At 58.8% G+C, this 19,709-nt stretch carries 22 protein-coding genes; 11 read left to right on the forward strand and 11 right to left on the reverse strand.

Annotation, left to right across the window (positions count from 1 at the left end; all coding sequences use genetic code 11):
• Positions 1 to 28 precede the first annotated feature (28 nt).
• Both AC33YF_RS01575 and rpmG read left to right on the forward strand, forming a co-directional pair.
• Positions 29 to 460 carry a DUF983 domain-containing protein gene (locus AC33YF_RS01575; RefSeq protein ID WP_491775434.1) on the forward strand — a complete coding sequence of 144 codons (432 nt, stop codon included), beginning with the start codon at positions 29 to 31 and terminating at the stop codon, positions 458 to 460.
• Between the two features lie 111 nt (positions 461 to 571).
• On the forward strand, positions 572 to 739 hold the full coding sequence (gene rpmG / locus AC33YF_RS01580) for a 50S ribosomal protein L33 (protein ID WP_491775435.1): 168 nt from the start codon (positions 572 to 574) through the stop codon (positions 737 to 739).
• Between the two features lie 571 nt (positions 740 to 1,310).
• On the opposite strand, the gene AC33YF_RS01585 is transcribed toward rpmG, so the two are convergent.
• From AC33YF_RS01585 to AC33YF_RS01595, 3 genes are all read right to left on the reverse strand, one after another.
• Positions 1,311 to 2,684, reverse strand: coding sequence for a PleD family two-component system response regulator (locus tag AC33YF_RS01585; RefSeq protein ID WP_491775436.1), 1,374 nt, complete (start codon positions 2,682 to 2,684; stop codon positions 1,311 to 1,313).
• 5 nt (positions 2,685 to 2,689) lie between these two features.
• Entirely contained in the window at positions 2,690 to 3,064 is a 375-nt protein-coding gene (locus AC33YF_RS01590; protein WP_491775437.1) for a response regulator, read from the reverse strand.
• A gap of 345 nt (positions 3,065 to 3,409) precedes the next feature.
• Positions 3,410 to 4,255: a cell envelope integrity EipB family protein gene (locus tag AC33YF_RS01595; RefSeq protein ID WP_491775438.1), complete on the reverse strand. Its 846-nt coding sequence runs from the start codon at positions 4,253 to 4,255 to the stop codon at positions 3,410 to 3,412.
• A gap of 201 nt (positions 4,256 to 4,456) precedes the next feature.
• Here AC33YF_RS01595 and AC33YF_RS01600 point away from each other — a divergent pair, with 201 nt between their 5' ends.
• From AC33YF_RS01600 to AC33YF_RS01615, 4 genes are all read left to right on the forward strand, one after another.
• A complete protein-coding gene (locus tag AC33YF_RS01600; protein WP_491775439.1) occupies positions 4,457 to 4,921 on the forward strand; it encodes a RidA family protein in 465 nt (154 codons plus the stop codon).
• 22 nt (positions 4,922 to 4,943) lie between these two features.
• Complete coding sequence (locus AC33YF_RS01605; protein ID WP_491775440.1) at positions 4,944 to 5,687, forward strand: glycerophosphodiester phosphodiesterase family protein; 744 nt, start codon at positions 4,944 to 4,946, stop codon at positions 5,685 to 5,687.
• 34 nt (positions 5,688 to 5,721) lie between these two features.
• Positions 5,722 to 6,942, forward strand: a complete 1,221-nt coding sequence (locus AC33YF_RS01610; protein WP_491775441.1) for a GNAT family N-acetyltransferase — start codon at positions 5,722 to 5,724, stop codon at positions 6,940 to 6,942.
• An 87-nt stretch (positions 6,943 to 7,029) separates the two neighbouring features.
• Positions 7,030 to 7,455: an HIT family protein gene (locus AC33YF_RS01615; RefSeq protein WP_491775442.1), complete on the forward strand. Its 426-nt coding sequence runs from the start codon at positions 7,030 to 7,032 to the stop codon at positions 7,453 to 7,455.
• 132 nt (positions 7,456 to 7,587) lie between these two features.
• Here AC33YF_RS01615 and clpA read toward each other — a convergent pair whose 3' ends face one another.
• The 3 genes from clpA to AC33YF_RS01630 all read right to left on the reverse strand — a co-directional run bounded on the left by clpA (position 7,588) and on the right by AC33YF_RS01630 (position 10,970).
• Positions 7,588 to 10,035, reverse strand: a complete 2,448-nt coding sequence (gene clpA / locus AC33YF_RS01620; RefSeq protein WP_491775443.1) for an ATP-dependent Clp protease ATP-binding subunit ClpA — start codon at positions 10,033 to 10,035, stop codon at positions 7,588 to 7,590.
• 6 nt (positions 10,036 to 10,041) lie between these two features.
• Positions 10,042 to 10,371 carry an ATP-dependent Clp protease adapter ClpS gene (gene clpS, locus AC33YF_RS01625; protein WP_045367416.1) on the reverse strand — a complete coding sequence of 110 codons (330 nt, stop codon included), beginning with the start codon at positions 10,369 to 10,371 and terminating at the stop codon, positions 10,042 to 10,044.
• Positions 10,372 to 10,637: 266 nt separating this feature from the next.
• Positions 10,638 to 10,970 (reverse strand): phasin family protein, encoded by a 333-nt coding sequence (locus AC33YF_RS01630; protein ID WP_491775444.1) that lies wholly within the window; start codon positions 10,968 to 10,970, stop codon positions 10,638 to 10,640.
• A 281-nt stretch (positions 10,971 to 11,251) separates the two neighbouring features.
• Here AC33YF_RS01630 and AC33YF_RS01635 point away from each other — a divergent pair, with 281 nt between their 5' ends.
• Positions 11,252 to 12,670 carry a D-alanyl-D-alanine carboxypeptidase gene (locus AC33YF_RS01635; RefSeq protein WP_491775445.1) on the forward strand — a complete coding sequence of 473 codons (1,419 nt, stop codon included), beginning with the start codon at positions 11,252 to 11,254 and terminating at the stop codon, positions 12,668 to 12,670.
• Between the two features lie 17 nt (positions 12,671 to 12,687).
• Here the strand turns inward: AC33YF_RS01635 and AC33YF_RS01640 are convergent, their stop codons facing one another.
• Entirely contained in the window at positions 12,688 to 13,392 is a 705-nt protein-coding gene (locus AC33YF_RS01640) for a DnaJ domain-containing protein (RefSeq protein ID WP_491775446.1), read from the reverse strand.
• A 10-nt stretch (positions 13,393 to 13,402) separates the two neighbouring features.
• The gene (locus AC33YF_RS01645) at positions 13,403 to 14,119 is read right to left on the reverse strand and encodes a vWA domain-containing protein (RefSeq protein WP_491775447.1); all 717 of its coding nucleotides are present in this window, start codon (positions 14,117 to 14,119) and stop codon (positions 13,403 to 13,405) included.
• A gap of 372 nt (positions 14,120 to 14,491) precedes the next feature.
• Between AC33YF_RS01645 and panC the strand changes: the two genes are divergently transcribed.
• Positions 14,492 to 15,349: a pantoate--beta-alanine ligase gene (panC, locus tag AC33YF_RS01650; RefSeq protein ID WP_491775448.1), complete on the forward strand. Its 858-nt coding sequence runs from the start codon at positions 14,492 to 14,494 to the stop codon at positions 15,347 to 15,349.
• A gap of 14 nt (positions 15,350 to 15,363) precedes the next feature.
• Here the strand turns inward: panC and AC33YF_RS01655 are convergent, their stop codons facing one another.
• Positions 15,364 to 15,804 carry a DUF1489 family protein gene (locus tag AC33YF_RS01655; RefSeq protein WP_491775449.1) on the reverse strand — a complete coding sequence of 147 codons (441 nt, stop codon included), beginning with the start codon at positions 15,802 to 15,804 and terminating at the stop codon, positions 15,364 to 15,366.
• 14 nt (positions 15,805 to 15,818) lie between these two features.
• Positions 15,819 to 16,658: a universal stress protein gene (locus tag AC33YF_RS01660; protein ID WP_491775450.1), complete on the reverse strand. Its 840-nt coding sequence runs from the start codon at positions 16,656 to 16,658 to the stop codon at positions 15,819 to 15,821.
• 233 nt (positions 16,659 to 16,891) lie between these two features.
• Between AC33YF_RS01660 and bufA2 the strand changes: the two genes are divergently transcribed.
• The 3 genes from bufA2 to AC33YF_RS01675 all read left to right on the forward strand — a co-directional run bounded on the left by bufA2 (position 16,892) and on the right by AC33YF_RS01675 (position 18,913).
• Entirely contained in the window at positions 16,892 to 17,143 is a 252-nt protein-coding gene (bufA2, locus tag AC33YF_RS01665) for a BufA2 family periplasmic bufferin-type metallophore (RefSeq protein WP_491775451.1), read from the forward strand.
• Positions 17,144 to 17,229: 86 nt separating this feature from the next.
• A complete protein-coding gene (gene bufB, locus AC33YF_RS01670) occupies positions 17,230 to 18,084 on the forward strand; it encodes an MNIO family bufferin maturase (protein WP_491775452.1) in 855 nt (284 codons plus the stop codon).
• A 10-nt stretch (positions 18,085 to 18,094) separates the two neighbouring features.
• Positions 18,095 to 18,913, forward strand: a complete 819-nt coding sequence (locus AC33YF_RS01675) for an HvfC/BufC family peptide modification chaperone (RefSeq protein WP_491775453.1) — start codon at positions 18,095 to 18,097, stop codon at positions 18,911 to 18,913.
• Here AC33YF_RS01675 and AC33YF_RS01680 read toward each other — a convergent pair.
• Complete coding sequence (locus AC33YF_RS01680) at positions 18,864 to 19,697, reverse strand: YdcF family protein (RefSeq protein WP_491775454.1); 834 nt, start codon at positions 19,695 to 19,697, stop codon at positions 18,864 to 18,866. The genes AC33YF_RS01675 and AC33YF_RS01680 overlap by 50 nt on opposite strands.
• Between the last annotated feature and the right edge of the window lie 12 nt (positions 19,698 to 19,709).

Raw genomic sequence — 19,709 nt, forward strand, 5'->3', positions numbered from 1 at the left:
GCCAGGCGCTAGTTAAAGGAAGATGAGAATGTCGCAGCACGCAGGTCGGGCCACTGGCGAACGCCCTCTTCAGCAGTCTCTCCTGCGGGGGACGATGCTAAAATGTCCAGCATGCGGCGTCGGCTCTCTTTTCACGCGCTATTTGAAGGTGAGCGATCACTGTTCTCATTGTGGCGAAGCCCTTCACCATCATCGTGCCGATGATGCCCCTGCCTACTTCACGATTGTCATTATCGGCCATGTGATCGTCAGCCTTGTTCTGACTGTCGAAGTGGCTTTCCGCCCGCCGCTTTGGCTTCACGCGGCCGTCTGGTTGCCTCTCACGATCGTGCTGGCGCTTGCAGCTCTCGCGCCTATCAAAGGGTTCCTGGTTTCGCTGCAGTGGGCGCTGCTGATGCACGGGTTCGATCCTGAATACAAAGAAGAGGTGTGCGACCGGCTGGCACCGCCCTCGGCCTAGGCCGCAGGGCCGCTTGACTTACGCCGGCGAAACACTAGGTTGCGCGCAACCTCGCGCGGCTCGTAAGGGACCTGCGCAAAGCACCCGAACAGTTTCCATTCGAGGATAGTAATGGCGAAGCCCATCACACAGAAGATCAAACTTTTGAGCACCGCCGGCACCGGCTACTTCTACGTCACAAAGAAGAACCCGCGTAATCAAACCGAGAAGATGGTTTTTAAGAAGTACGATCCGGTCGTTCGGAAGCACGTCGAATTTAAAGAAGCGAAGATCAAATAGCGTCACGCTTGTCCGCGGCAGCAGCTGGCCCGAAACGCATGACGAGCGCCAGCGAGCATACCGCGATACGAAGACACAGATATTTTCTGAAAGTTGAGTTGCCCTGAGCTAGGGCCGCGGAGGGAAACTAACTACCAAAATGGTGGCCGGTCGACACGCGGCGCTAACGAGGAGGCCACTCTACCGCGCCCCGACCGGCCAAACCCCACGGACGCAGGAGATGCGGCGGACCTGAGCATTCCGCAGGGTTGTTCACTGGTGGAAGAGCCGAACAATCGCAGCCCGAAGCTCGGTAGCTCCCCGGCCTCGTTGCAATCACCACCTCCCACGCGGCGCATATGAAACAACTGAGAGCATAAAAGCTATCTCAACGGGAACCAAATCAATCGTTACCGTTACATTAATACGACAAAATCTTAATCGCTGCAAAGATTTAAGCGCTAACACTAAGCCTGTGTGTCAAGTCTGCAGCCGGACGGAATTGACCATCAAGGCAGGATCAGCGTTCATCGCGGCCTAGCTCAGGTGATTCGGTCCAATTAGTGCCGGCAAGCCGTCCGGGCACCACAACCTAGGCTGCGTTCGCCGCCACGCGATTGCGACCGTCGCGCTTCGCGCTGTAGAGCGCTTGATCTGCGCGCCTCAGGATGAGTTCAGGCCTGTCGTCTCCATACTCCAGAGCCGCCACCCCGATGCTTGACGTGACGTTTATTGGGTTGCGCTGCAAGCCAACCACGAAGGGCATGGCGGCAATGCAATGGCGAAGACGTTCCGCAACGCGATACGCATTCTCGAGACTGGTGTCCGGCATCACCACGACGAACTCCTCACCGCCGAGGCGGCACGCGAGATCGCTCGCCCGAACATTGTCACGCAGTCGCGAAGCCAATGCTCTTAAAGCGTCATCACCGGCGTCATGTCCATGCGTATCGTTGATGAGCTTGAAGCGATCGACATCGATCAACAGGATCGATAGAGCCCTGCCGCAATCAACCGACCTGTCGAAAAGCGCCTTCATGTGACGCGTGAAATAGCGACGATTGTGGAGAGTTGTGAGCGGATCCAGAACGGCCAACTCGACGGACTGCTCTAGCCGGGAACGCAAATAGTCCGTATAGCGCTTGCGCTTTATCTGCGTGCGAACACGCACAAGCAGCTCACTCGTATTGACAGGACGCACAATGTAGTCGTTGACGCCCATATCAAGGGCACGATGCAGGCGGCCCTGCTCTTCAGCTTCTGCCAATGCGAGAAGCGGTAGATGACGCCCATCATCCAACGACCGTATCTCGGAGCACAGTCGCAGCCCATCCGCGTTTCGAAGACTCAAACTAATGACAATGAGATCGTACTCCCCACTTGGCAAAGACAAAACCGCTTGAGCTGGGTCGGTCGTGTGAAAGATTTGGTTTTCGGTTCTCAGGGCCTCGACAATGCGCGATGCCGCTGCTTCGCGATCTTCCACAACGAGAACTCGCCCTTGGCTCTCGATGACAGCGGACTTGCCCTCTATCGGGAGACCGAGGCCGAACTCACCGTCGGAAGCAGCACGGAGCAGCATTTCGTCGGTCAGTACTTTGAAGCGCGCAAGGTTCTTGATACGTGTAATCAGCGCAAGATTGTCGACAGGCTTGGTCAGAAAGTCGTCCGCACCTGCCTCCAACCCTTCTAGCAAATCGCTGGATTGATCGAGGGCCGTGACCATCACGACGGGAACATGCTGTGTTCGCGCGTTGGATTTGAGCTGCCGGCAGACTTCAAAGCCATCCATGCCAGGCATCATGACGTCAAGCAGGATGACGTCCGGCAAGTCTACGCTACACATTGCCAGTGCATCGGCGCCGTTTGATGCCGTCTGCACCGTGAAATACTCGGCCGTCAGCCGCGCTTCCAGCAGCCTCCGATTTGCCGAGTTATCATCGACGATAAGGACCCGCGCCGTCATGAAGGCTAGCGCGCCTCTCCAATAAACTGCTTCACCGTGTCGAGAAACATCATTACGGAGATTGGCTTGGAGATATAGGCCTCGCAGCCCCCTTCCCTGATCCGCTCCTCATCGCCCTTCATAGCGAATGCGGTTACAGCAACAACTGGTATCTCTCTAAGCTCATCGTCTTCCTTAAGCCATTTCGTGACTTCCAGGCCGGAAACCTCAGGCAGCTGAATATCCATCAGTATGAGGTCTGGACGGTGTTCGCGCGCAAGTTCCAACGCCTCCACCCCGTTTCGGGTCTGGAGCGTCGCATATCCATGCGCATCGAGGAGGTCGTGGAACAGCTTCATATTGAGCTCGTTGTCCTCGACAATCAGCACTGTCTTTGTCATTGGCATCGGTCCCGGCGATTCTGTTCCATTATCATCGGCGATTTGGCCGCGACACGCAGGAGAATGTCGTTCCGGCGTCGGAGCGGCCGGCGCGCGCATGGAGTAAGCCGTTGGCGTCTGCAGAAACCCATGGTTCGACGGTGTCGTCGCCATGGGGGTAGTCCGTATCCTCTGAAACATCGTGTTATCGCCCCTTATGGTTTCGGGCAATATCACCTAGAACCTGTAACCAAACTCTGAAGCAGAACGGAAAACTGCGAGCGATTTATCGCATGTGCGCTTAACGTACGCACCAAGCTGTGCTGTTGCTTGCGGATTTTTACGCTAGCACCTTCCGTGATCTGACTATTTACACCTTGTTTCCTTTAAGTACTCAAGTGAGCTCAACTTTCCTTCCACCGTGTACTCGCCGTAGTCGATGACTAGGTCGCCGCCGACACCGTTCTGGTAGAGCCGATAATCGATCTGGTAGCTGGGCGTCAGGTCGCCGATGCCTAAGTCGTAATAGCCGATTGAAATGGGCCATGACGCCAAGTAACCTAGACCCTCCTTTTGGATGGCCTTTTGCTGCTGGCCGAGTTCAGCGCCGGGCTTCGACTTTTGCCCGATAAAGGCAGTAGTATTGAAAATTTTTTGTCCCTTCTCGGTCCCATCATAAACCTTTGCTTGGAACACTGTTTTTCCCGTAATGGCATGCTCAATCAGCGCAAGGCTGTGTTGCGTTGGGAACATGACTGGGCCGGAAAGACTGAATTCTTCGTTTGCAGGCTGGGTAAGCTTGACTGTGATACTCTCGTCAGAACGACCACGTGTGGCACGCCCCATGGTTGCTTCGTCGAGACGATTATTCAAACGTTGAGATGAGTGGAACCGGAACGTTTCTCCGTCTCCCTGTTCGCGGGTCGACGACCAAACATCGGCCAGAATCGTCTCGCCTTGCGCATCGGTCACTTGGCTTACCAACCGCGTATTGAGCGAATAGCCTCTACAAGCCGATCCCGTGAATTCGAAGACCAAACGGCCATCATAGGCCGTGACACCCGACCCGGAGCGGGCCTCGCCCAATGACATTTCGTAAATAGCTCGATGAGGCGCCAATTGGCCGGCCCCAATGGACCAGCCCTCATCGGGCAAGCCCAAGGCGGCGAAAAGTACGAAGCATGAGAGCCAGCGGCCCCTGGCGCGGTTCATAGGATCGGCCTTCTTCTTATCTGCTCGACGGCGGAAACCTTTCGAGGCCCATCGAAGTAACAATTTTTGTCACCAACACCCTCTTCGGGCAAGGGGTGGTGGAACCGTTTGAACCTTACCAGGACAGTAATTTGCCAGGCGAGCTTGCGGGGTAGGGCTTTTTGCTCAACTGTAACCGCAGCGTCTAGTTCTGGAGGGATCATGGCGGGAGAGATCGAATCACGTCTCAGGGCTCTGGACCTCGAGTTGCCCGAAGCCAAGCCGCCAATCGCAAGCTATGTCCCCTTCGTCCATATAAACGGGCAGCTTCTGGTTTCCGGTCAACTGCCAATTCGGGACGGTGCGATTGCGGTCACAGGTCACGTCGGAGGGGAGGTCTCGTTGGCCGCAGGACAGGATGCGGCGCGGCTCTGTGCGCTCAACATTCTGGCGCAGGCTAAACTGGCGCTGGGCGACCTGGACCGGATCGTGCAGCTGCTGCGCATAAATGGCTTTGTCAGTGCCGTTCCCGAGTTTGGCGACCATCCTAAGGTCATAAACGGCGCCTCGAATTTGCTCGTCGACATTCTCGGCGACAAGGGACGCCACACGCGTATTGCCATTGGCTGCTCAAGCTTGCCGCTCAACGCCGCTGTCGAGATTGACGCCGTCTTTGCCATAGAGTGATGGCAAACAAGCGAGGCCACGTATGAGCGAACTCTACTGGCTGAAGCGTCCGATCGCTCATCGCGGGCTCCACGATGCCGAACGCGGCATTTGCGAAAACAGCGTGTCGGCGGTCAAGGCAGCCATGCGGAAAGGCCTCGCCGTCGAGGTCGACATTCAGCGCGCCGGCGGCGATATGCCAGTCGTCTTTCACGATGCGACCCTTGATCGACTAACGCACGAGACTGGTCCTGTCGCGGCGCGAGACATTGAAAGTTTGCGCGCGCTGTCGCTGAAACACGGAGGCGACAAGATTTTGTCGTTGCCAGACTTGCTCGAAATCGTCAGCGATGCGGTGCCCCTATTGCTTGATGTTAAGACCAACGGTTCAGGGCACGGAACCTTCGAGGCCAACATTGCCAATATTCTTGCGGGTTACCACGGCCCAGTGGCAGTCATGTCCTTCGACCCCTATTCGGTCTCCGCGTTCCGTGAGCATGCCCCAGCCCTGCCACGCGGCCTGGTCTCGTGCCGCTTCAACGATACCGCCTCCAAAACCCATCTTTCGATGACGCAGCGGTTTGCCATGCGGCATCTCCTCACATCCGTCTTCGCAAGGCCCCATTTTGTCGCGTACGATATCAGGGCGCTGCCGGCCGTTGCGCCGCTGCTCGCCAAATTCGTCGCCGGCCTCCCTTTGCTGGCGTGGACCGTCCGAACCGAGGCGGAGTTGGACCGGGCGTTACGCTATGCAGATGCGCCGATCTTCGAAGAGATCGTTCCTTAATAGTCGAGGCCGAATCGCCGGACATATGGGCGGTATGGAAACGTCAGCCGAACCGGAGAACCAGGATCCCAAAGAGCAAGGCGCGCAGGATGCGGTGGTGCGCATTGCAGGACGCATCGCCGATGTGCCCGCGGACGATTGGGACGCCTGTGCGCGCGGTGAAAGCACTTCAAAGAAGCCGTCCAACCCGTTCGTAAGTCACGCGTTTCTGAGGGCATTGGAAGAAAGCGGATCCGCGGCGCGCGAGACCGGCTGGCTCCCCCAACATCTGCTTTTTGAGGATGACGGCGGACGCCTGCTCGGCTGCATGCCCTGTTACCTAAAGGGTCACAGCCAAGGCGAATACGTCTTCGATCACGGCTGGGCGGAAGCCTATATGCGCGCGGGTGGCGATTACTACCCGAAGCTCCAAGCGGCGGTGCCTTTCTCTCCTGTGCCAGGCCCTCGGCTCTTGGTTCGCAGTGGTGCCGCGCGGCTCGAACGCCAGGCGCTTCTCCTGCAAGCAGGACGAACGCTGACGAATAAGCTTGGCGTCTCGTCTTTGCACATCACCTTCATGTCGCTTGACGAGTGGCAGCTCGCAGGCGAGCTTGGTTACCTTCAACGGGTCGATCAGCAGTTCCATTGGCACAATGATGGCTACGGCAGCTTCGACGATTTTTTGTGCGCCCTAGCCTCACGAAAACGCAAAGCGATCAAGCGCGAGCGCCGATGCGCTTTAGGCGATGAAATTGAGATCGAATGGCTGACCGGATCGGAGCTGACCGAAGCCCACTGGGACGCCTTCTTCGTGTTCTACTTGGATACCGGCGCACGCAAATGGGGACGCCCCTATTTGACGCGCGAAGCATTCAGCCTGTTGGGCGAGAGCATGGCCGATCAGTTGCTCCTCGTGATGGCAAAACGCGGCGATGAGTACATCGCCGGGGCACTCAACGTGATTGGCGCCGATACGCTCTATGGCCGCTACTGGGGGGCGGTTGAGACGCAGGAATTCCTGCATTTCGAGGTCTGCTACTACCAAGCCATCGACTACGCGATTGCGCACGGCTTGGCGCGTGTCGAAGCCGGCGCTCAAGGGGGCCATAAGCTGGCGCGCGGCTATGTCCCCGCCCAAACGTATAGCGCGCATTACATCGCGGACCCGCAGCTCAGAAGCGCTGTGGCCCACTATCTTGAGCGGGAAAGACGCGCTGTGAGCGAAGAGAACGCGCTCCTTAAAGCGGAAACGCCGTACAGGCGCGACGGCAGCTGAAGCGTCATTCTCCGGTTGACCTGGCATGCGCAAGCGCACGAAATGACTCGCAAAAGCCCGCGCCAGCAACCAAGGAGCTGACAATCGATGACGGCCTACGATCCGGACAACATCTTCGCCAAGATTCTTAAGGGCGAGATCCCCTGCCACAAACTGTATGAGGACGAAGACACGCTCGCGTTTCTCGACATCATGCCGCGCACGGAAGGCCATGCCCTCGTCATCACCAAGGAGCCGGCCATGGATCTATTCGGCGTCTCGCAGGAGGGCCTTGGCAAACTGATGACGGTGGTGCAGTCGCTCGCACCCAAAATCAAGAAAGCGGTCGGCGCCGAGGGCGTTCTGATCCAGCAGTTCAATGGCGCCGTGGCAGGCCAGACCGTCTTTCACCTCCACGTCCATATCGTGCCCCGGAAAGAGGGCGTGCCCCTACGGCCCGAAGGCGCCGCGATGGCCGACCCTGAGGGCCTCAAAGCCACCGCGGAGAAAATCAGGGCTGTGCTGGGTGAGTAATGGCGCGGGCAGTCGGCCAAAACAACGCGCGGCTTTGGCGGCTAGTCCCTATTGCCACAAGAACAAGCGAGGCCGGAAACTCTGAAGAGCTCCCGGCCTCGATGTCTTGGATTCAGGTGAGGTTTGTCGTGCCTAGTCCTCGCCGAGCGGGACTTTGGGCACGGAACCCGAGCCGCTTTCCTTGGCGCCGCCGCGGGACTTGCGGCCACGCTTGCCTTTGGACTTTGACGCCTTCGCCTTGGCTTTGACCTTGGCCTCGGCTTCCTTCTCGTCCGTATCGACAGGCTTGATAGGCGCGTCGTCGGAAATGTAATCGAAGTCGAGGACCTTCTCGCCATCAGTCTCTTTCACGACCACGCGCACCGTGCCGCCGTCCTTCAGCGCGCCGAAGAGGATTTCCTCCGCCAGCGGCTTCTTGATGTTCTCCTGGATCACGCGAGACAAGGGACGCGCGCCAAACTTCTCGTCGTACCCGCGCTCGGCCAGCCATTCGTTGGCCTCGGGCGTGAGCTCGATGGTGATGTTCCGGTCTCCAAGCTGAGCTTCGAGCTGGAACACGAACTTCTCGACAACCTGCGAGATGACAGCAGGCGGCAGCGCACCGAACGCGATGATCGCATCCAGCCGGTTGCGGAACTCCGGCGAGAAGAGACGGTTGATTGCTTCCTCGTCGTCGCCTTCGCGTTTCGTGCGATTGAACCCAATCGCCGCCTTGGCCATATCCGCCGCGCCGGCATTCGTGGTCATGATCAGAATCACGTTCTGGAAGTCCACGTGCTTACCGTTGTGGTCGGTCAGCTTGCCGTGATCCATCACCTGCAAAAGGATGTTGAACAGGTCCGGATGGGCCTTCTCGATCTCATCCAAGAGCAGCACGCAATGGGGATGCTGATCGACACCGTCGGTGAGGAGACCGCCCTGATCGAAGCCGACATAGCCAGGAGGCGCACCGATCAGACGCGAGACGGTATGGCGCTCCATGTACTCGCTCATGTCGAAGCGAAGGAGCTCGACACCGAGCAGCGTGGCCAGCTGGCGCGCGACTTCGGTCTTTCCGACGCCCGTGGGGCCGGAGAACATGTAGCAGCCGATGGGCTTGCCCGGCTCACGCAGCCCGGCGCGGCTCAGCTTGATCGCGGCGCCTAAGGCCTCGATCGCCTTATCTTGGCCGAAGACGACGCGCTTCAGATCCTCGTCGATACCGCGCAGGACTTCCGCATCCGTCTTGGAGATGGTCTTCGGCGGGATGCGGGCCATAGTGGCGATCGTGTGCTCGACCTCCTTAACGCCGATCGTCTTCCGCCGCTGACGCTCCGGAACCAGCATCTGTGAGGCACCCGTTTCGTCAATCACGTCAATTGCTTTGTCCGGCAGCTTGCGATCGTGAATGTACTTCGCCGACAACTCCACCGCCGACTTGATCGCCTGGTTCGTGTAGCGAATGCGATGGAAATCCTCAAAGTAAGGCTTCAGGCCCTTCAGAATTTCGATCGTGTCGGTCACGGACGGCTCTTTCACGTCGATCTTCTGGAAGCGGCGGACGAGCGCTCGGTCCTTCTCAAAGTGCTGGCGGTATTCCTTGTATGTGGTCGAGCCGATGCACCGAAGCGAACCGGACTGCAGCGCCGGTTTCAACAGGTTCGATGCGTCCATGGCGCCACCTGAGGTCGCGCCTGCACCGATCACCGTGTGAATCTCGTCGATGAACATGATCGCGCCGGGAAAGTTCTCGATCTCCCGCATGACGGCCTTGAGGCGCTCTTCGAAGTCGCCACGATACCGGGTGCCTGCCAGAAGCGCGCCCATGTCCAACTGGAAAATAGTGGCGTCGGACAGGACTTCCGGCACGTCGGCCATGACGATCCGACGGGCCAAGCCTTCGGCGATGGCTGTCTTGCCCACGCCCGGATCGCCCACGAAAAGCGGGTTGTTCTTCTGACGGCGGCAAAGCACCTGGATCGTGCGCTGAACCTCAGCCTCTCGGCCGATCAGCGGGTCAATACGCCCGGTACGCGCCTTTTGGTTCAGGTTGATGCAGTAGACCTCGAGAGCATCGGCACCACGCTTCTTGTCGTCGTTACCGTCGACTGTGGCCGCGTCGTCTTCGATTCCGCGCACCGGACGCGCATCGGACATGCCACCACGCTTGGCAATGCCGTGACTGATGTAGTTCACCGCATCGAAGCGGGTCATATGCTGCTCTTGCAGGAAGAACGCCGCATGGCTCTCCCGCTCTGCGAAGATGGCAACGAGCACGTTGGCTCCGGTCACCTCTTCGCGGCCGCTCGACTGCACATGTGCCACGGCACGGTGAATGACCCGCTGAAAGCCGGCGGTGGGCTGCGCGTCGCCATGATTGTCGAGCACGAGACCCGAGAGTTCGTTGTCGATATACCCAGTCAGCTTTTCCCGCAGCAGGTCGAGATCGACGTCGCAGGCACGCATGACGGCAGCCGCGTCGCGATCGTCCAAGAGCGACAAGAGCAAATGCTCAAGCGTCGCATACTCGTGACTTCGCTCGTTCGCGTATTGGAGCGCGCGTCGGAGTGCTTGCTCTAGACTGGTCGAAAATGACGCCACGGATTCCTACTCTTTCTCCATCGTGCATTGCAGCGGATGCTCGTGCTGACGGGCAAAGCTGGTGACCTGAGCTACCTTAGTCTCAGCAACCTCATAAGTGTAGACCCCGCAGATACCTACGCCCTTTTGGTGGACGTGCAGCATGATACGGGTCGCCTCTTCCGGCGCCTTGTTGAAGAATCGCTCGAGGATGTACACGACGAAATCCATCGGCGTGTAGTCGTCGTTGAGCAACAACACCTTGTAGAGGCTCGGCCGTTTTGTCTTCGGCCGCACCTTGGTAACGATCTGTGTGCCGGAGTCGTCGTCCCGGCGCGGGTCGCCATTGCGCGCCATCGTTAGCCTTCACTTCTCGTCCGTAGTTTAGGACCGGGCCATGCCTCTTCCAAGGCTGGGCGCCCTGCTAGGTCCGAATACCAACTCGTGTGTATTCTAACGTGATCGCGCCAAGCGCAGCAATTAAGCCGGACGTGAAAATGCTAATGTGACGCGGTAGCTGACAGAAATGGTACACCACGTTTGACATAGTGGCATCCCGCCAAAAAAAAAGCCCGGGGCAACGCCCCGAGCCATCCTTGGGAGGAAGAATAGGTGCTGTTGCTTTAGGAAGCCTTCTTTGCGAAAGCAACTTCCATCGGCTTGTAAGCGTCCTTGGCCATGCCGACGTACATTTCGCCGATCTTGGACATCTCAGCCATGTAACCGTCATAGGCCTTCTTGGCGAACTTCGACTGAATCTCGATGGCCTGCTCGAAAGACTTGGCGCCGGCAAGCTGCTCGACGACCCTCGTCGAATCTTCGAAAGCCTTCTTCGAATAGTCGGTGAATTCAGCGGCAATAGCCTGGAAACCTTTGTTCATCTCGCCGAACGAGCGGACATAGGCATCGAAGCCGTCTTTGCCAACTTTCTGGAACTCTTCAAAACCTGAGATCATGGAACCCTCTTCATCATTGGGGTGGGACAAAATGCTGCAAGCGCGAACTAATTATATGCATTGCACAAAAGACGTCAACCTCCATTTTGCACTGCACAACCATTGTTCCTTGGTCTAATGCCCGCGTCCATCGGGCGCCCTTAACGCTTTGGCAATCGTCAAATTCTAGCTTTTCCGTTTGTCGGCCTTGGAAAACGGCAAGACGGGTCTGTATCCGCCTCTTGAGAACGCAGGAGAGCGTTTGAAGTCGGCGTGACAAACGGGGAAAGGCGTAAGCCAAAGTGTTCGAAAAAATTCAAAATGGAGCCGCAACGCGGTCTCGCCAGTCGGCCACATGTGTTCGTCAAGCGGCCAAGATCGGTCTTGCGGTGCTGCTCGCGCTCGGCGCGACACTGACCCATGTCAGCGAAGCCTTTGCGGACAAGCGCGTAAAGGCCGCCATTATCGTCGACGCGAACACGAACAATGTCTTGTATTCCCAGTCCGCCGACGTTCTTCGATCGCCCGCATCGCTCACAAAGATTATGACGCTCTATGTCCTGTTCGCGTATATGCGGGCCGGCCGTTTCACGCCCGAAACAAAGCTTAAGGTGTCGAAACACGCGGCAAGTCAGTCACCGACAAAGCTCTATCTAAAGCCAGGCTCCACCATCGCCGTCAAAGACGCGATCAAGGCGCTTGTAACCAAGTCGGCCAACGACGCCGCCTCAGTGGTTGCCGAGAATGTGGGCGGTACCGAGGAGAATTTCGCACGGATCATGACTCAGACCGCGCGCAACCTAGGCATGAAGAATACGACCTATCGCAACGCCTCAGGTCTTCCCAACAAGGAACAGCTGACGACGGCCCGCGACCAGGCCATCCTGGCGATGCACATCAAGCAGGATTACCCGGAGTACTACAGCGTCTTTGAGACCAAATACTTCGCCTATAACGGCCGCAAGTACAGGAACCACAATCGCCTGCTCTTCAACTACAAGGGAACGACGGGCATCAAGACCGGATACACGCGTGCTAGCGGCTTCAACCTCACAGCCTCGGTCGAACGCGGCGATAAGCGCTTGGTCGGTGTCGTACTCGGTGGCCGCACCGGTGCACTACGCAATGCTGCGATGACATCGCTCCTCGACAAGCATTGGTCGAAGGCGTCATCGAGAAAGCCGAGGGGGACAAATTTCATTGCATCTCTGCTAGGAGCGCCGACGCCGCCGCGCCCCTCGCGCAAACCGATGTTCTCGTTGGCGAGCGCCGCAGTTCCTGTAGCAACGCACAGGCTACCGGCTGCTCCGCGCCCCGCTGCAGCTCAGCCCGCCCCGGCTCAGCCTCAGCCAACAAGAGCTCAGCCGGCCATCGCCCAACCCGCCCAACCACCGCAAATCGTACAGGCGAGCCTAGCGCCAAGCCTCGTACCCAATCGCCTCGCTGCGCCAAGTCGCGCGTCCACGAATACGATGGGCGATTACCACGTCCAAGTAGGATCCTATAATTCTCCCGCGGACGCCCAGAATCGCCTCGGCATGGTGCGTCAACGTGCACCGCAGTTGCTTGAAGGGCACCTGCCCTTCACGACCACGTTCCAAAAAGACAATCGGGAATGGTATCGAGCCCGCTTCGCGGGTTTCACGAAATCCGATGCGCGCCGCACCTGTGAGAAATTGAAGCGCATGCGCCTTGATTGCATTGCGCTTGCCGCCGAGTAGCTGAGCCCGCTTGCGGCTTAAGTTTCAAGCAACACATCTTTTGCTTCGTTAATCCGCGCGGCGAGATAGGTGGAGCCCCCCTGATCGGGATGCAACTTCATCATCAGCCGCCGATGGGCCTGCCGGATGTCGCCGTGTGTGGCGTTGGGCCCGACCTCTAGAACCGCTCGGGCTTCTTCCACGCTCATGCGACCCTTGCTGAACCCACCGGACCCGCCTGCTTGGCTTGCGCCCTCAGCTTTGGGCCGCCAGTCCGGGAACCGCCAATCCAGATAGGCTTCCATGAGCGAGGCCTCTTTGAGCCCGTCAGACCGGAACCCGTTGTAGAGCTCAATCGCCTCGGTCTCGCTGAGCGAGGACAGCGCGCGACCTTCGAACCGGCCTTCGAGGCATCGGCCATCCATGTAACCGGTGTCATGATCGAGCTCCATCTCCAAACGCTCGGTCTGCACGTGTGAAGACTGGCCGTCGGACCTCTCCTCCGGCCCTCCAAAGCTGCCAACGCCCCCGCCCCCGGCGATGAGGCTCATGGCAAATGCCGCCAGTGGAATCGCCAGCGGCAATGCGCCTCGCAAGGCCAAAAAACCCGCGACGGCAAAAAGCCCGACCGCACCGACCTTGCGGATCCCCCCAGCAAGCTGTCTGGGGTTGGCGCGAACGATGGCCCGCGCGGCGAGTAGTAGAACCACGAGAAGCGCACAACCGAGAAAGAAATAGACCATAGGCGCGGGCCTACCGCAGCTGTTCGAGCAGGAGCGTCGCGGCGCCACTCTTCGCGTTTTCGAGCGCCTTACGTCCGCCAGAGGCATAGACCGCTACGGCATTCAACAACGCTCGAAGCTGCGCCGCAGACCCAGCATCGAAGCGGCAATAGGCGCCCCGAGACAAGCGTGCGATCTCCTTAAAAGCCTGCTCCGCACGCGCGTCGTGTCCCTCCTGGAACACGAACACAGGCACGCCGACGAGACCCAACTCCCCGGCGAGCTGGCACAACGCGTCGACGTTTTCTTCCATGCAGTCGCCCACATAAACGAGGGCATTGACGGTCTGACGCCCCGTCTCTTTCCGAGCGTGGGTCAGGACTTTGCGGATCTGCGTATGCCCGCCCTCGCAATGGACCTGTCGCATCAGCCGGGCCAGCGCATCGGGATCACGCACCCATTTGCTGGCGCGGCACTCGCCGAACCCGCGAAAATACATGAGCTGGACGTCCAGACCTCCAACCTTTTTAACCGCTCGAAACATCTCGCTCTGAAGGCCGAGGGCGAGGTCCCAGGTCGGCTGGCGGCTCATTGTGGCGTCCATGGCAAAGATCAACCGGCCGCCCCCAGCAACAGTGGGCGTCAAACTTTGTACCTTGCTGAGGAAGGCGTCGACTTCCGAGGAGGAAGACGTTCCGCGTGCGACCTCGCTCGAACCGGTCCTAGACGGGGTCTTCGGTTCGCTCATTGACCCGCTCCGCGATGACATTCAAACGATGAGAAACTTCATGCTCTTATAAATGGTTGTTCTTCGCCGAATTCTCAATGCCGGCCATGAAGAAGGGAGTGATTGAGGTCGCCGTGCTCAGGGAACCGCTCATCCTAATGCAGCAGGGCGAGAGGACAAGTGGACGGCCGCTGAGGCGAACGTAAGCCGCGCCCGATTAAACAACACGGGCGGACCGCTGCATGAGCGCATCTCTATTTGCCCGATCGCCGAGTGGGCGTTTGAGGAGGGGCGGCCTAGTTGAGCGCGCACACAAATGTGTTTCGAGGCACTATTCCGAGGCGTTATGGTCGCGAGCCTCTCCGGCGGCGTCGCATATTTGAAAGGTGTCCAATGGCCACCCAAATCGAGATCGTCAGAACCGTTGCGGATCTGCGCACCCGCGTTCGCACGTGGCAGCGCGAGGGTGAGAATATCGCCATGGTGCCGACCATGGGCGCCATTCATAAGGGCCATATGTCTCTGGTCCGGCAGGCAAAGCAACTGGCGGACCATACGATCGCGTCGATCTTCGTGAATCCCCTGCAATTCGGACCAGGGGAAGACTTCGAGGCCTACCCGCGCGGCGAAGCGCGGGATGCAGCTTTGCTGGCGGACGCCGGTGCGGACCTTCTCTTCGTGCCGGACGGACGAGAGATGTATCCGGAAGGTTTTGCCACAACGGTTCACGTAGCGGGTCTGACCGAGGGCCTGTGCGGCGCGAGTCGGCCCGATCATTTCGACGGCGTCGCGACGGTTGTTGCCAAGCTTCTTCTCCAGTGCCTCCCCGACATCGCCGTGTTTGGCGAGAAAGATTATCAGCAGCTCCTCGTTATCAAGCGAATGGTTCGTGACCTGAACATCCCGGTCGAAATTGTCGGCGGCGCCATTGTGCGCGAGCCGGACGGGTTAGCCCTCTCCTCTCGCAACACTTACTTATCGTCAGATGAACGCGAAACGGCACGACTGTTGCACACGACACTTCAACAGGCCGCCCACGAAGTCGCTTCCGGTCTCGCCCTGGAGCCAACGTTGGAAAGCGCCCACGCTGCCCTTGAGGCAGCCGGATTCCGCGTCGACTATTTGGAGGCACGCGATCCGGTCACGCTTGTACCCCTGTCGGGGAATGTCTCATCCGCGCGGATCTTGGTTGCGGCTTTCCTCGGCAAAACGCGGCTCATCGACAACGTCACTGTTCCACCACAGAGCTGACGGTCCTAATCAGGTCAGTCGATCAACCTCAGGGCGCGCAGCTCTTCCCGCATGCCCGGTGGGATTTCGGCACTGGCTTCATTAGATAAGGATACATCGGGAGGCGCCTCTTCTGCCTTCAAGTAGCGCCAGCCCTGGAATGGACGGCGCGGATTGAGCCGCGTCTCGACGACGTTGGAGTCCAACACGATGCCGCAGCAGGGCGTTCCGTCCTGCCGCGTCGTCTTCTTCAAATCGAGGATGCGCTGGCGCGCGGATACAAAGCCTTTAATGACCCAGTAGAGCGATCCGCCGTCCAAGACTTCGACTCTTCGGCGCGGCATTTGCTTAGTCTTGTGACACAGCTCTGGGACCTTCCCCATCCGCGCAAGTGCCTCCAGACGTTTCTCCTGCCAGGCTCGGAGGTCATCGACCCTGTCGATCCCGACGCAAAGCTTCACAAGGTGGACGGTCATCGTGGCACGGTTGCCTAGTGCGACATGAAGAGGGGAATTGTCGCCTCTTCGAGCATTGTGAGTGTTACGCCGCCAAGAATGAGCTCGCGCCAGCGCGAGTGATGGAATGCACCCATGACGATCAGGTCGGCGCCCAGCTCCTTCGAGCGCGAGAGCAGCAGTCGGCCAACATCCGCACCTTCGCTCATCGGAAAGGTCATTGTCTCGGCTTCGATGCCATGATGGCCGAGATGCGCAATCATACCATCCACAGAAACGTTCTCATCCCCACGCGAATCGTCGTCGAGGCCGGCCACGAGGACGACCCGCTTCGCATCCGCTAGGAACGTTTGCGCATCGCTGACAGCGCGCGCCGCTTGGGCGCTGCTATCCCAGGCCACAACGATGGTGCCGCCGCCAATCGTCCCAAGGGGATTAGCCGGTACGATGAGAACGGGCCTTCCAGAGGCAAACAGGCAGCGCTCTACAAGCGCATACTGGCCGACGAGCGGGTCCCCGTCTCTTGGCTGACCAAGAATCGCAAGGTCCGCCAAGCGCGCGGCGGCGGCGAAGTCGTGCGGAAACTCGTCACTGGTGCCATGTCGAAGCCGCGTGTCATAGGAAATGCTGGCGTCATCCGCCGCCGCTCGGAAGCGCGCCAGCGCCTCTTCGCCTTGCGCCTTCACGCCATCGAGAACGCCGCTCATATCGGCGAAGGCGACGTCTGCGCCATAGAGCGGCACCAGCGCCTGCGGGGCAAAGGCGACGGCCACAAGGTGCGCCCCTTGGGTTTTGGCTAGGTTGATCGCCAAACCGTCGCGCGCTTTCGATGCGTCCGTCCCGTCAACGTAGACAATCACATCCTTGAAGCTCATCCGTGCCTCCCCTGCAGGCTGATGATAGCGCTTCAGGGCGCGTGGCCAAGCCCGCAGGTGCAGCATCGATGCGGAATAATATGAGAGCACGAAGGACTGCCTCACGCCTGTGTGAATAAAGTCACAGCGCTTTGAAGAGGTGTGACGCGTGCCCTCTTAGATTCGCGGCTACCGTCCCGGAGTGGCGCTCGTCGCCAGAAGTGGGATCATCCAACAACCGATGGAGAGTACCGATGAAGATGAATCAAAAGTCCGGCACGACACTTGCCCTTACTGCAGCTGCGCTACTCGTATCCGGCACACTCGTTGCCACGCCTGCCCTCGCTGCCAAGGGCAAGTGCGTCGGCGCAAATGCCTGTAAGGGCCAGAGCGCGTGCAAGACAGCTACGAGCTCGTGCAAGGGCCACAATGCCTGCAAGGGCAAGGGCTTCACCGTCACGTCCGCGGAAGAGTGTAAGGCCGCCGGCGGCAAGTTCAGGGGCTAGTTCCGAAAACTCGAGGCCGGCCGCAATTGTGACCGGCCTCCCTTCGTCCTATATCCTGTATGTTTCGCGAGCCAATGGAGATCGCCTTGTCCGACAGCAAGCCACCGTATCTCGGGTTTGGCCTTGGGCTGCGCCCGGAACACTACGACGAAATTTTGTCTGGTGATCCGAACGTGGATTGGTTCGAAGTTATTTCTGAGAACTACATGATCCCAGGCGGGAAGCCTCTGCGAATCCTCGACGAGATTCGCGAGCGCTATCCCATCGTCATGCACGGTGTGTCGTTGTCGATCGCATCCACGGCGCCGCTTGACGTGGACTATTTGACCGAACTCAAAACACTCGCAGATCGCGTCGATCCGAAATGGATCTCAGATCACCTTTGTTGGACTGGTGTGCATGGGGTCAACCTGCATGACCTGCTGCCGATACCTTATACGCAGGAAGCGCTAAACCACGTTGTGGATCGCGTCAGCCGAGTACAAGACTTCTTGGGTCGCCGCCTCACGCTTGAAAATGTCTCGAGCTACGTGACGTTCGCCGAGTCGGAAATGAGCGAGTGGGAATTTGTCAGCGAGGTCGCCCGCCGTGCCGACTGTTGGCTGCTCTTCGACGTCAACAATGTTTATGTCAGCGCACACAATCATGGTTTCTCCACGCGTGACTTCTTGCATGGCGTGCCGCGCGATCGCATCGTGCAATTCCACCTTGCCGGGCACAGCCACGAAGGGGACCACATCGTGGATACGCACGACCACCCTGTATGTGATCAGGTCTGGGATTTCTATCGGCAGACTGTCTCGCATTTCGGTCCCGTCTCGACCATGATCGAACGAGACGACAACATCCCCCCGTTGGCTGAGGTCGTTGCGGAGCTCGATGTGGCACGCAGGATCGCGAAGGAGGTCGCGGAAGCCAAGCAGTCTATCGCAGCCGAGTAGCAGTCTTGCCATGACCAGCCTCAGTGAACTTCAGGCCCGATTTCAAGCTGGCATCCTCTCGGGTGACGACGCTGCGCTAGACGATATCAACGACAGCAACGGCGAAGGTCGACGTACACTTTTCGGCGTGTATCGCAACGCCTACGGTCTGCGGCTGGCCGAGATTCTTAGCCGCGATTACGAACTCACACACACCTACCTCGGCGAGGTTAACTTTTCCGACCTCGCGCGGGCCTATATAGCCGCGCATCCGTCGGACAAGCGCAATGCACGTTGGTTCGGTCGCTACCTGCCGGATTTCTTGCGCTCCACAGCCCCCTACTCTGCAAATCGGGAAGTCGCAGAACTCGCAACACTCGAGAAAGCTCTTGCGGATGCCTTTGACGGTCCTGACGCAACGCCCGTGTCAATTGATGAACTCGCCGCAATACCGCCGGAGGAATGGGCTGATTTAGTCTTCACGCCGCATCCGACCGCGCGGCGGCTTCGCTTCAAGACGAACGCCGTCGATATCTGGATGGCGCTGAGCGACGAGACGAACCCACCCGCGCCTGAAAATCTGCCCGAACCTCAGAATATTCTTGTTTGGCGGCAAGATCTCACCTCGCGTTTGCGGCTGCTTTGTCCTGAGGAGACAATGATGTGGGCCGAGGCCACGAGAGGTGCCCGCTTCAGCGCACTATGCGAGATGATCGCAACATTCGCTGGTGCGGACGGGGCCGAGCTACGGGCCGCGCGTTACCTCAAGACCTGGCTCGACTCAGGCGCGCTTTGTTGTGCTAGCCCAGATTGTCCACAGTCCGATCTAGTGATGGGAACAGCGCATTAGTGCGGCCTGTCAGCCAATAGGCCAGTAGACCGACCCATTCGCGCGTTGCCGTGTCGACGCGGCGCAAGCCTTCCGAGACTTTGCCGAAAGGTTTCAGGAAATCTTCTGACCCGCGTGTTCGATAGTCGACCGGCCACGGCTCCACATCGAAGCCCGCCTGTCTGAAAGCACCCATCGAGCGCGGCATGTGGTAGGCCGAGGTAATGAGAAGCCAGCGTGCTTTGGCGTTGAAAGCGCCGCTCGCGTCGAGCTCTCTCTTCAAATAGACGGCATTCTCATAGGTGTCGCGCGCGTTGGCTTCGAGAATTAGGCGTTCCCTCGGCACCCCAAGTTGAGTGAGGATCTCTGCAGCGCCTTGGGCTTCGCTGTCTGACTTGAAGAGGATTCCCGCATCGCCACCGGAGAAGGCCACTTTGGCGTCGGGGAAGCGCAATCCAAGTATCGCACCTTCCAGCAGCCGCTCACCCGCCTCATTCAAAGTTGGCGCCTTGCGGGCGCTGCCAACTAAGCGGCTCTCTCCACCGCCCAGAATTATGAGACCTGCGGGCGCAGGCAGCTCATTCAGGTCAACCCGTGGAAAGCGATTTTCGAGCGGCAAGATTAGCGCATTGCCTAACGGTGATAAGCCGACCAACAGGAGCAAAATGACCCCGATCGTAACAAATCGCCGACCCCAGCGCGCCCAACCGGTCCAGATCAAAATCGCGCCGTAACCAATCAACAGAGCAATCAGGGTCGACGGCTGAAGAACAAACCACACCACCTTGGCGAGATAGAAGAACATGGCGTCCCCCAG

This window comes from Methyloceanibacter sp. (assembly GCF_058506495.1).

Bases quoted from the DNA above. Each gene is read 5' to 3' on its own strand.
- AC33YF_RS01575 (WP_491775434.1), top strand. From the start codon at position 29: ATGTCGCAGCACGCAGGTCGGGCCACTGGCGAACGCCCTCTTCAGCAG.
- rpmG (WP_491775435.1), top strand. From the start codon at position 572: ATGGCGAAGCCCATCACACAGAAGATCAAACTTTTGAGCACCGCCGGC.
- AC33YF_RS01585 (WP_491775436.1), bottom strand. From the start codon at position 2,684: ATGACGGCGCGGGTCCTTATCGTCGATGATAACTCGGCAAATCGGAGG.
- AC33YF_RS01590 (WP_491775437.1), bottom strand. From the start codon at position 3,064: ATGACAAAGACAGTGCTGATTGTCGAGGACAACGAGCTCAATATGAAG.
- AC33YF_RS01595 (WP_491775438.1), bottom strand. From the start codon at position 4,255: ATGAACCGCGCCAGGGGCCGCTGGCTCTCATGCTTCGTACTTTTCGCC.
- AC33YF_RS01600 (WP_491775439.1), top strand. From the start codon at position 4,457: ATGGCGGGAGAGATCGAATCACGTCTCAGGGCTCTGGACCTCGAGTTG.
- AC33YF_RS01605 (WP_491775440.1), top strand. From the start codon at position 4,944: ATGAGCGAACTCTACTGGCTGAAGCGTCCGATCGCTCATCGCGGGCTC.
- AC33YF_RS01610 (WP_491775441.1), top strand. From the start codon at position 5,722: ATGGAAACGTCAGCCGAACCGGAGAACCAGGATCCCAAAGAGCAAGGC.
- AC33YF_RS01615 (WP_491775442.1), top strand. From the start codon at position 7,030: ATGACGGCCTACGATCCGGACAACATCTTCGCCAAGATTCTTAAGGGC.
- clpS (WP_045367416.1), bottom strand. From the start codon at position 10,371: ATGGCGCGCAATGGCGACCCGCGCCGGGACGACGACTCCGGCACACAG.
- AC33YF_RS01630 (WP_491775444.1), bottom strand. From the start codon at position 10,970: ATGATCTCAGGTTTTGAAGAGTTCCAGAAAGTTGGCAAAGACGGCTTC.
- AC33YF_RS01640 (WP_491775446.1), bottom strand. From the start codon at position 13,392: ATGGTCTATTTCTTTCTCGGTTGTGCGCTTCTCGTGGTTCTACTACTC.
- AC33YF_RS01645 (WP_491775447.1), bottom strand. From the start codon at position 14,119: ATGAGCGAACCGAAGACCCCGTCTAGGACCGGTTCGAGCGAGGTCGCA.
- panC (WP_491775448.1), top strand. From the start codon at position 14,492: ATGGCCACCCAAATCGAGATCGTCAGAACCGTTGCGGATCTGCGCACC.
- AC33YF_RS01655 (WP_491775449.1), bottom strand. From the start codon at position 15,804: ATGACCGTCCACCTTGTGAAGCTTTGCGTCGGGATCGACAGGGTCGAT.
- AC33YF_RS01660 (WP_491775450.1), bottom strand. From the start codon at position 16,658: ATGAGCTTCAAGGATGTGATTGTCTACGTTGACGGGACGGACGCATCG.
- bufA2 (WP_491775451.1), top strand. From the start codon at position 16,892: ATGAAGATGAATCAAAAGTCCGGCACGACACTTGCCCTTACTGCAGCT.
- AC33YF_RS01675 (WP_491775453.1), top strand. From the start codon at position 18,095: ATGACCAGCCTCAGTGAACTTCAGGCCCGATTTCAAGCTGGCATCCTC.
- AC33YF_RS01680 (WP_491775454.1), bottom strand. From the start codon at position 19,697: ATGTTCTTCTATCTCGCCAAGGTGGTGTGGTTTGTTCTTCAGCCGTCG.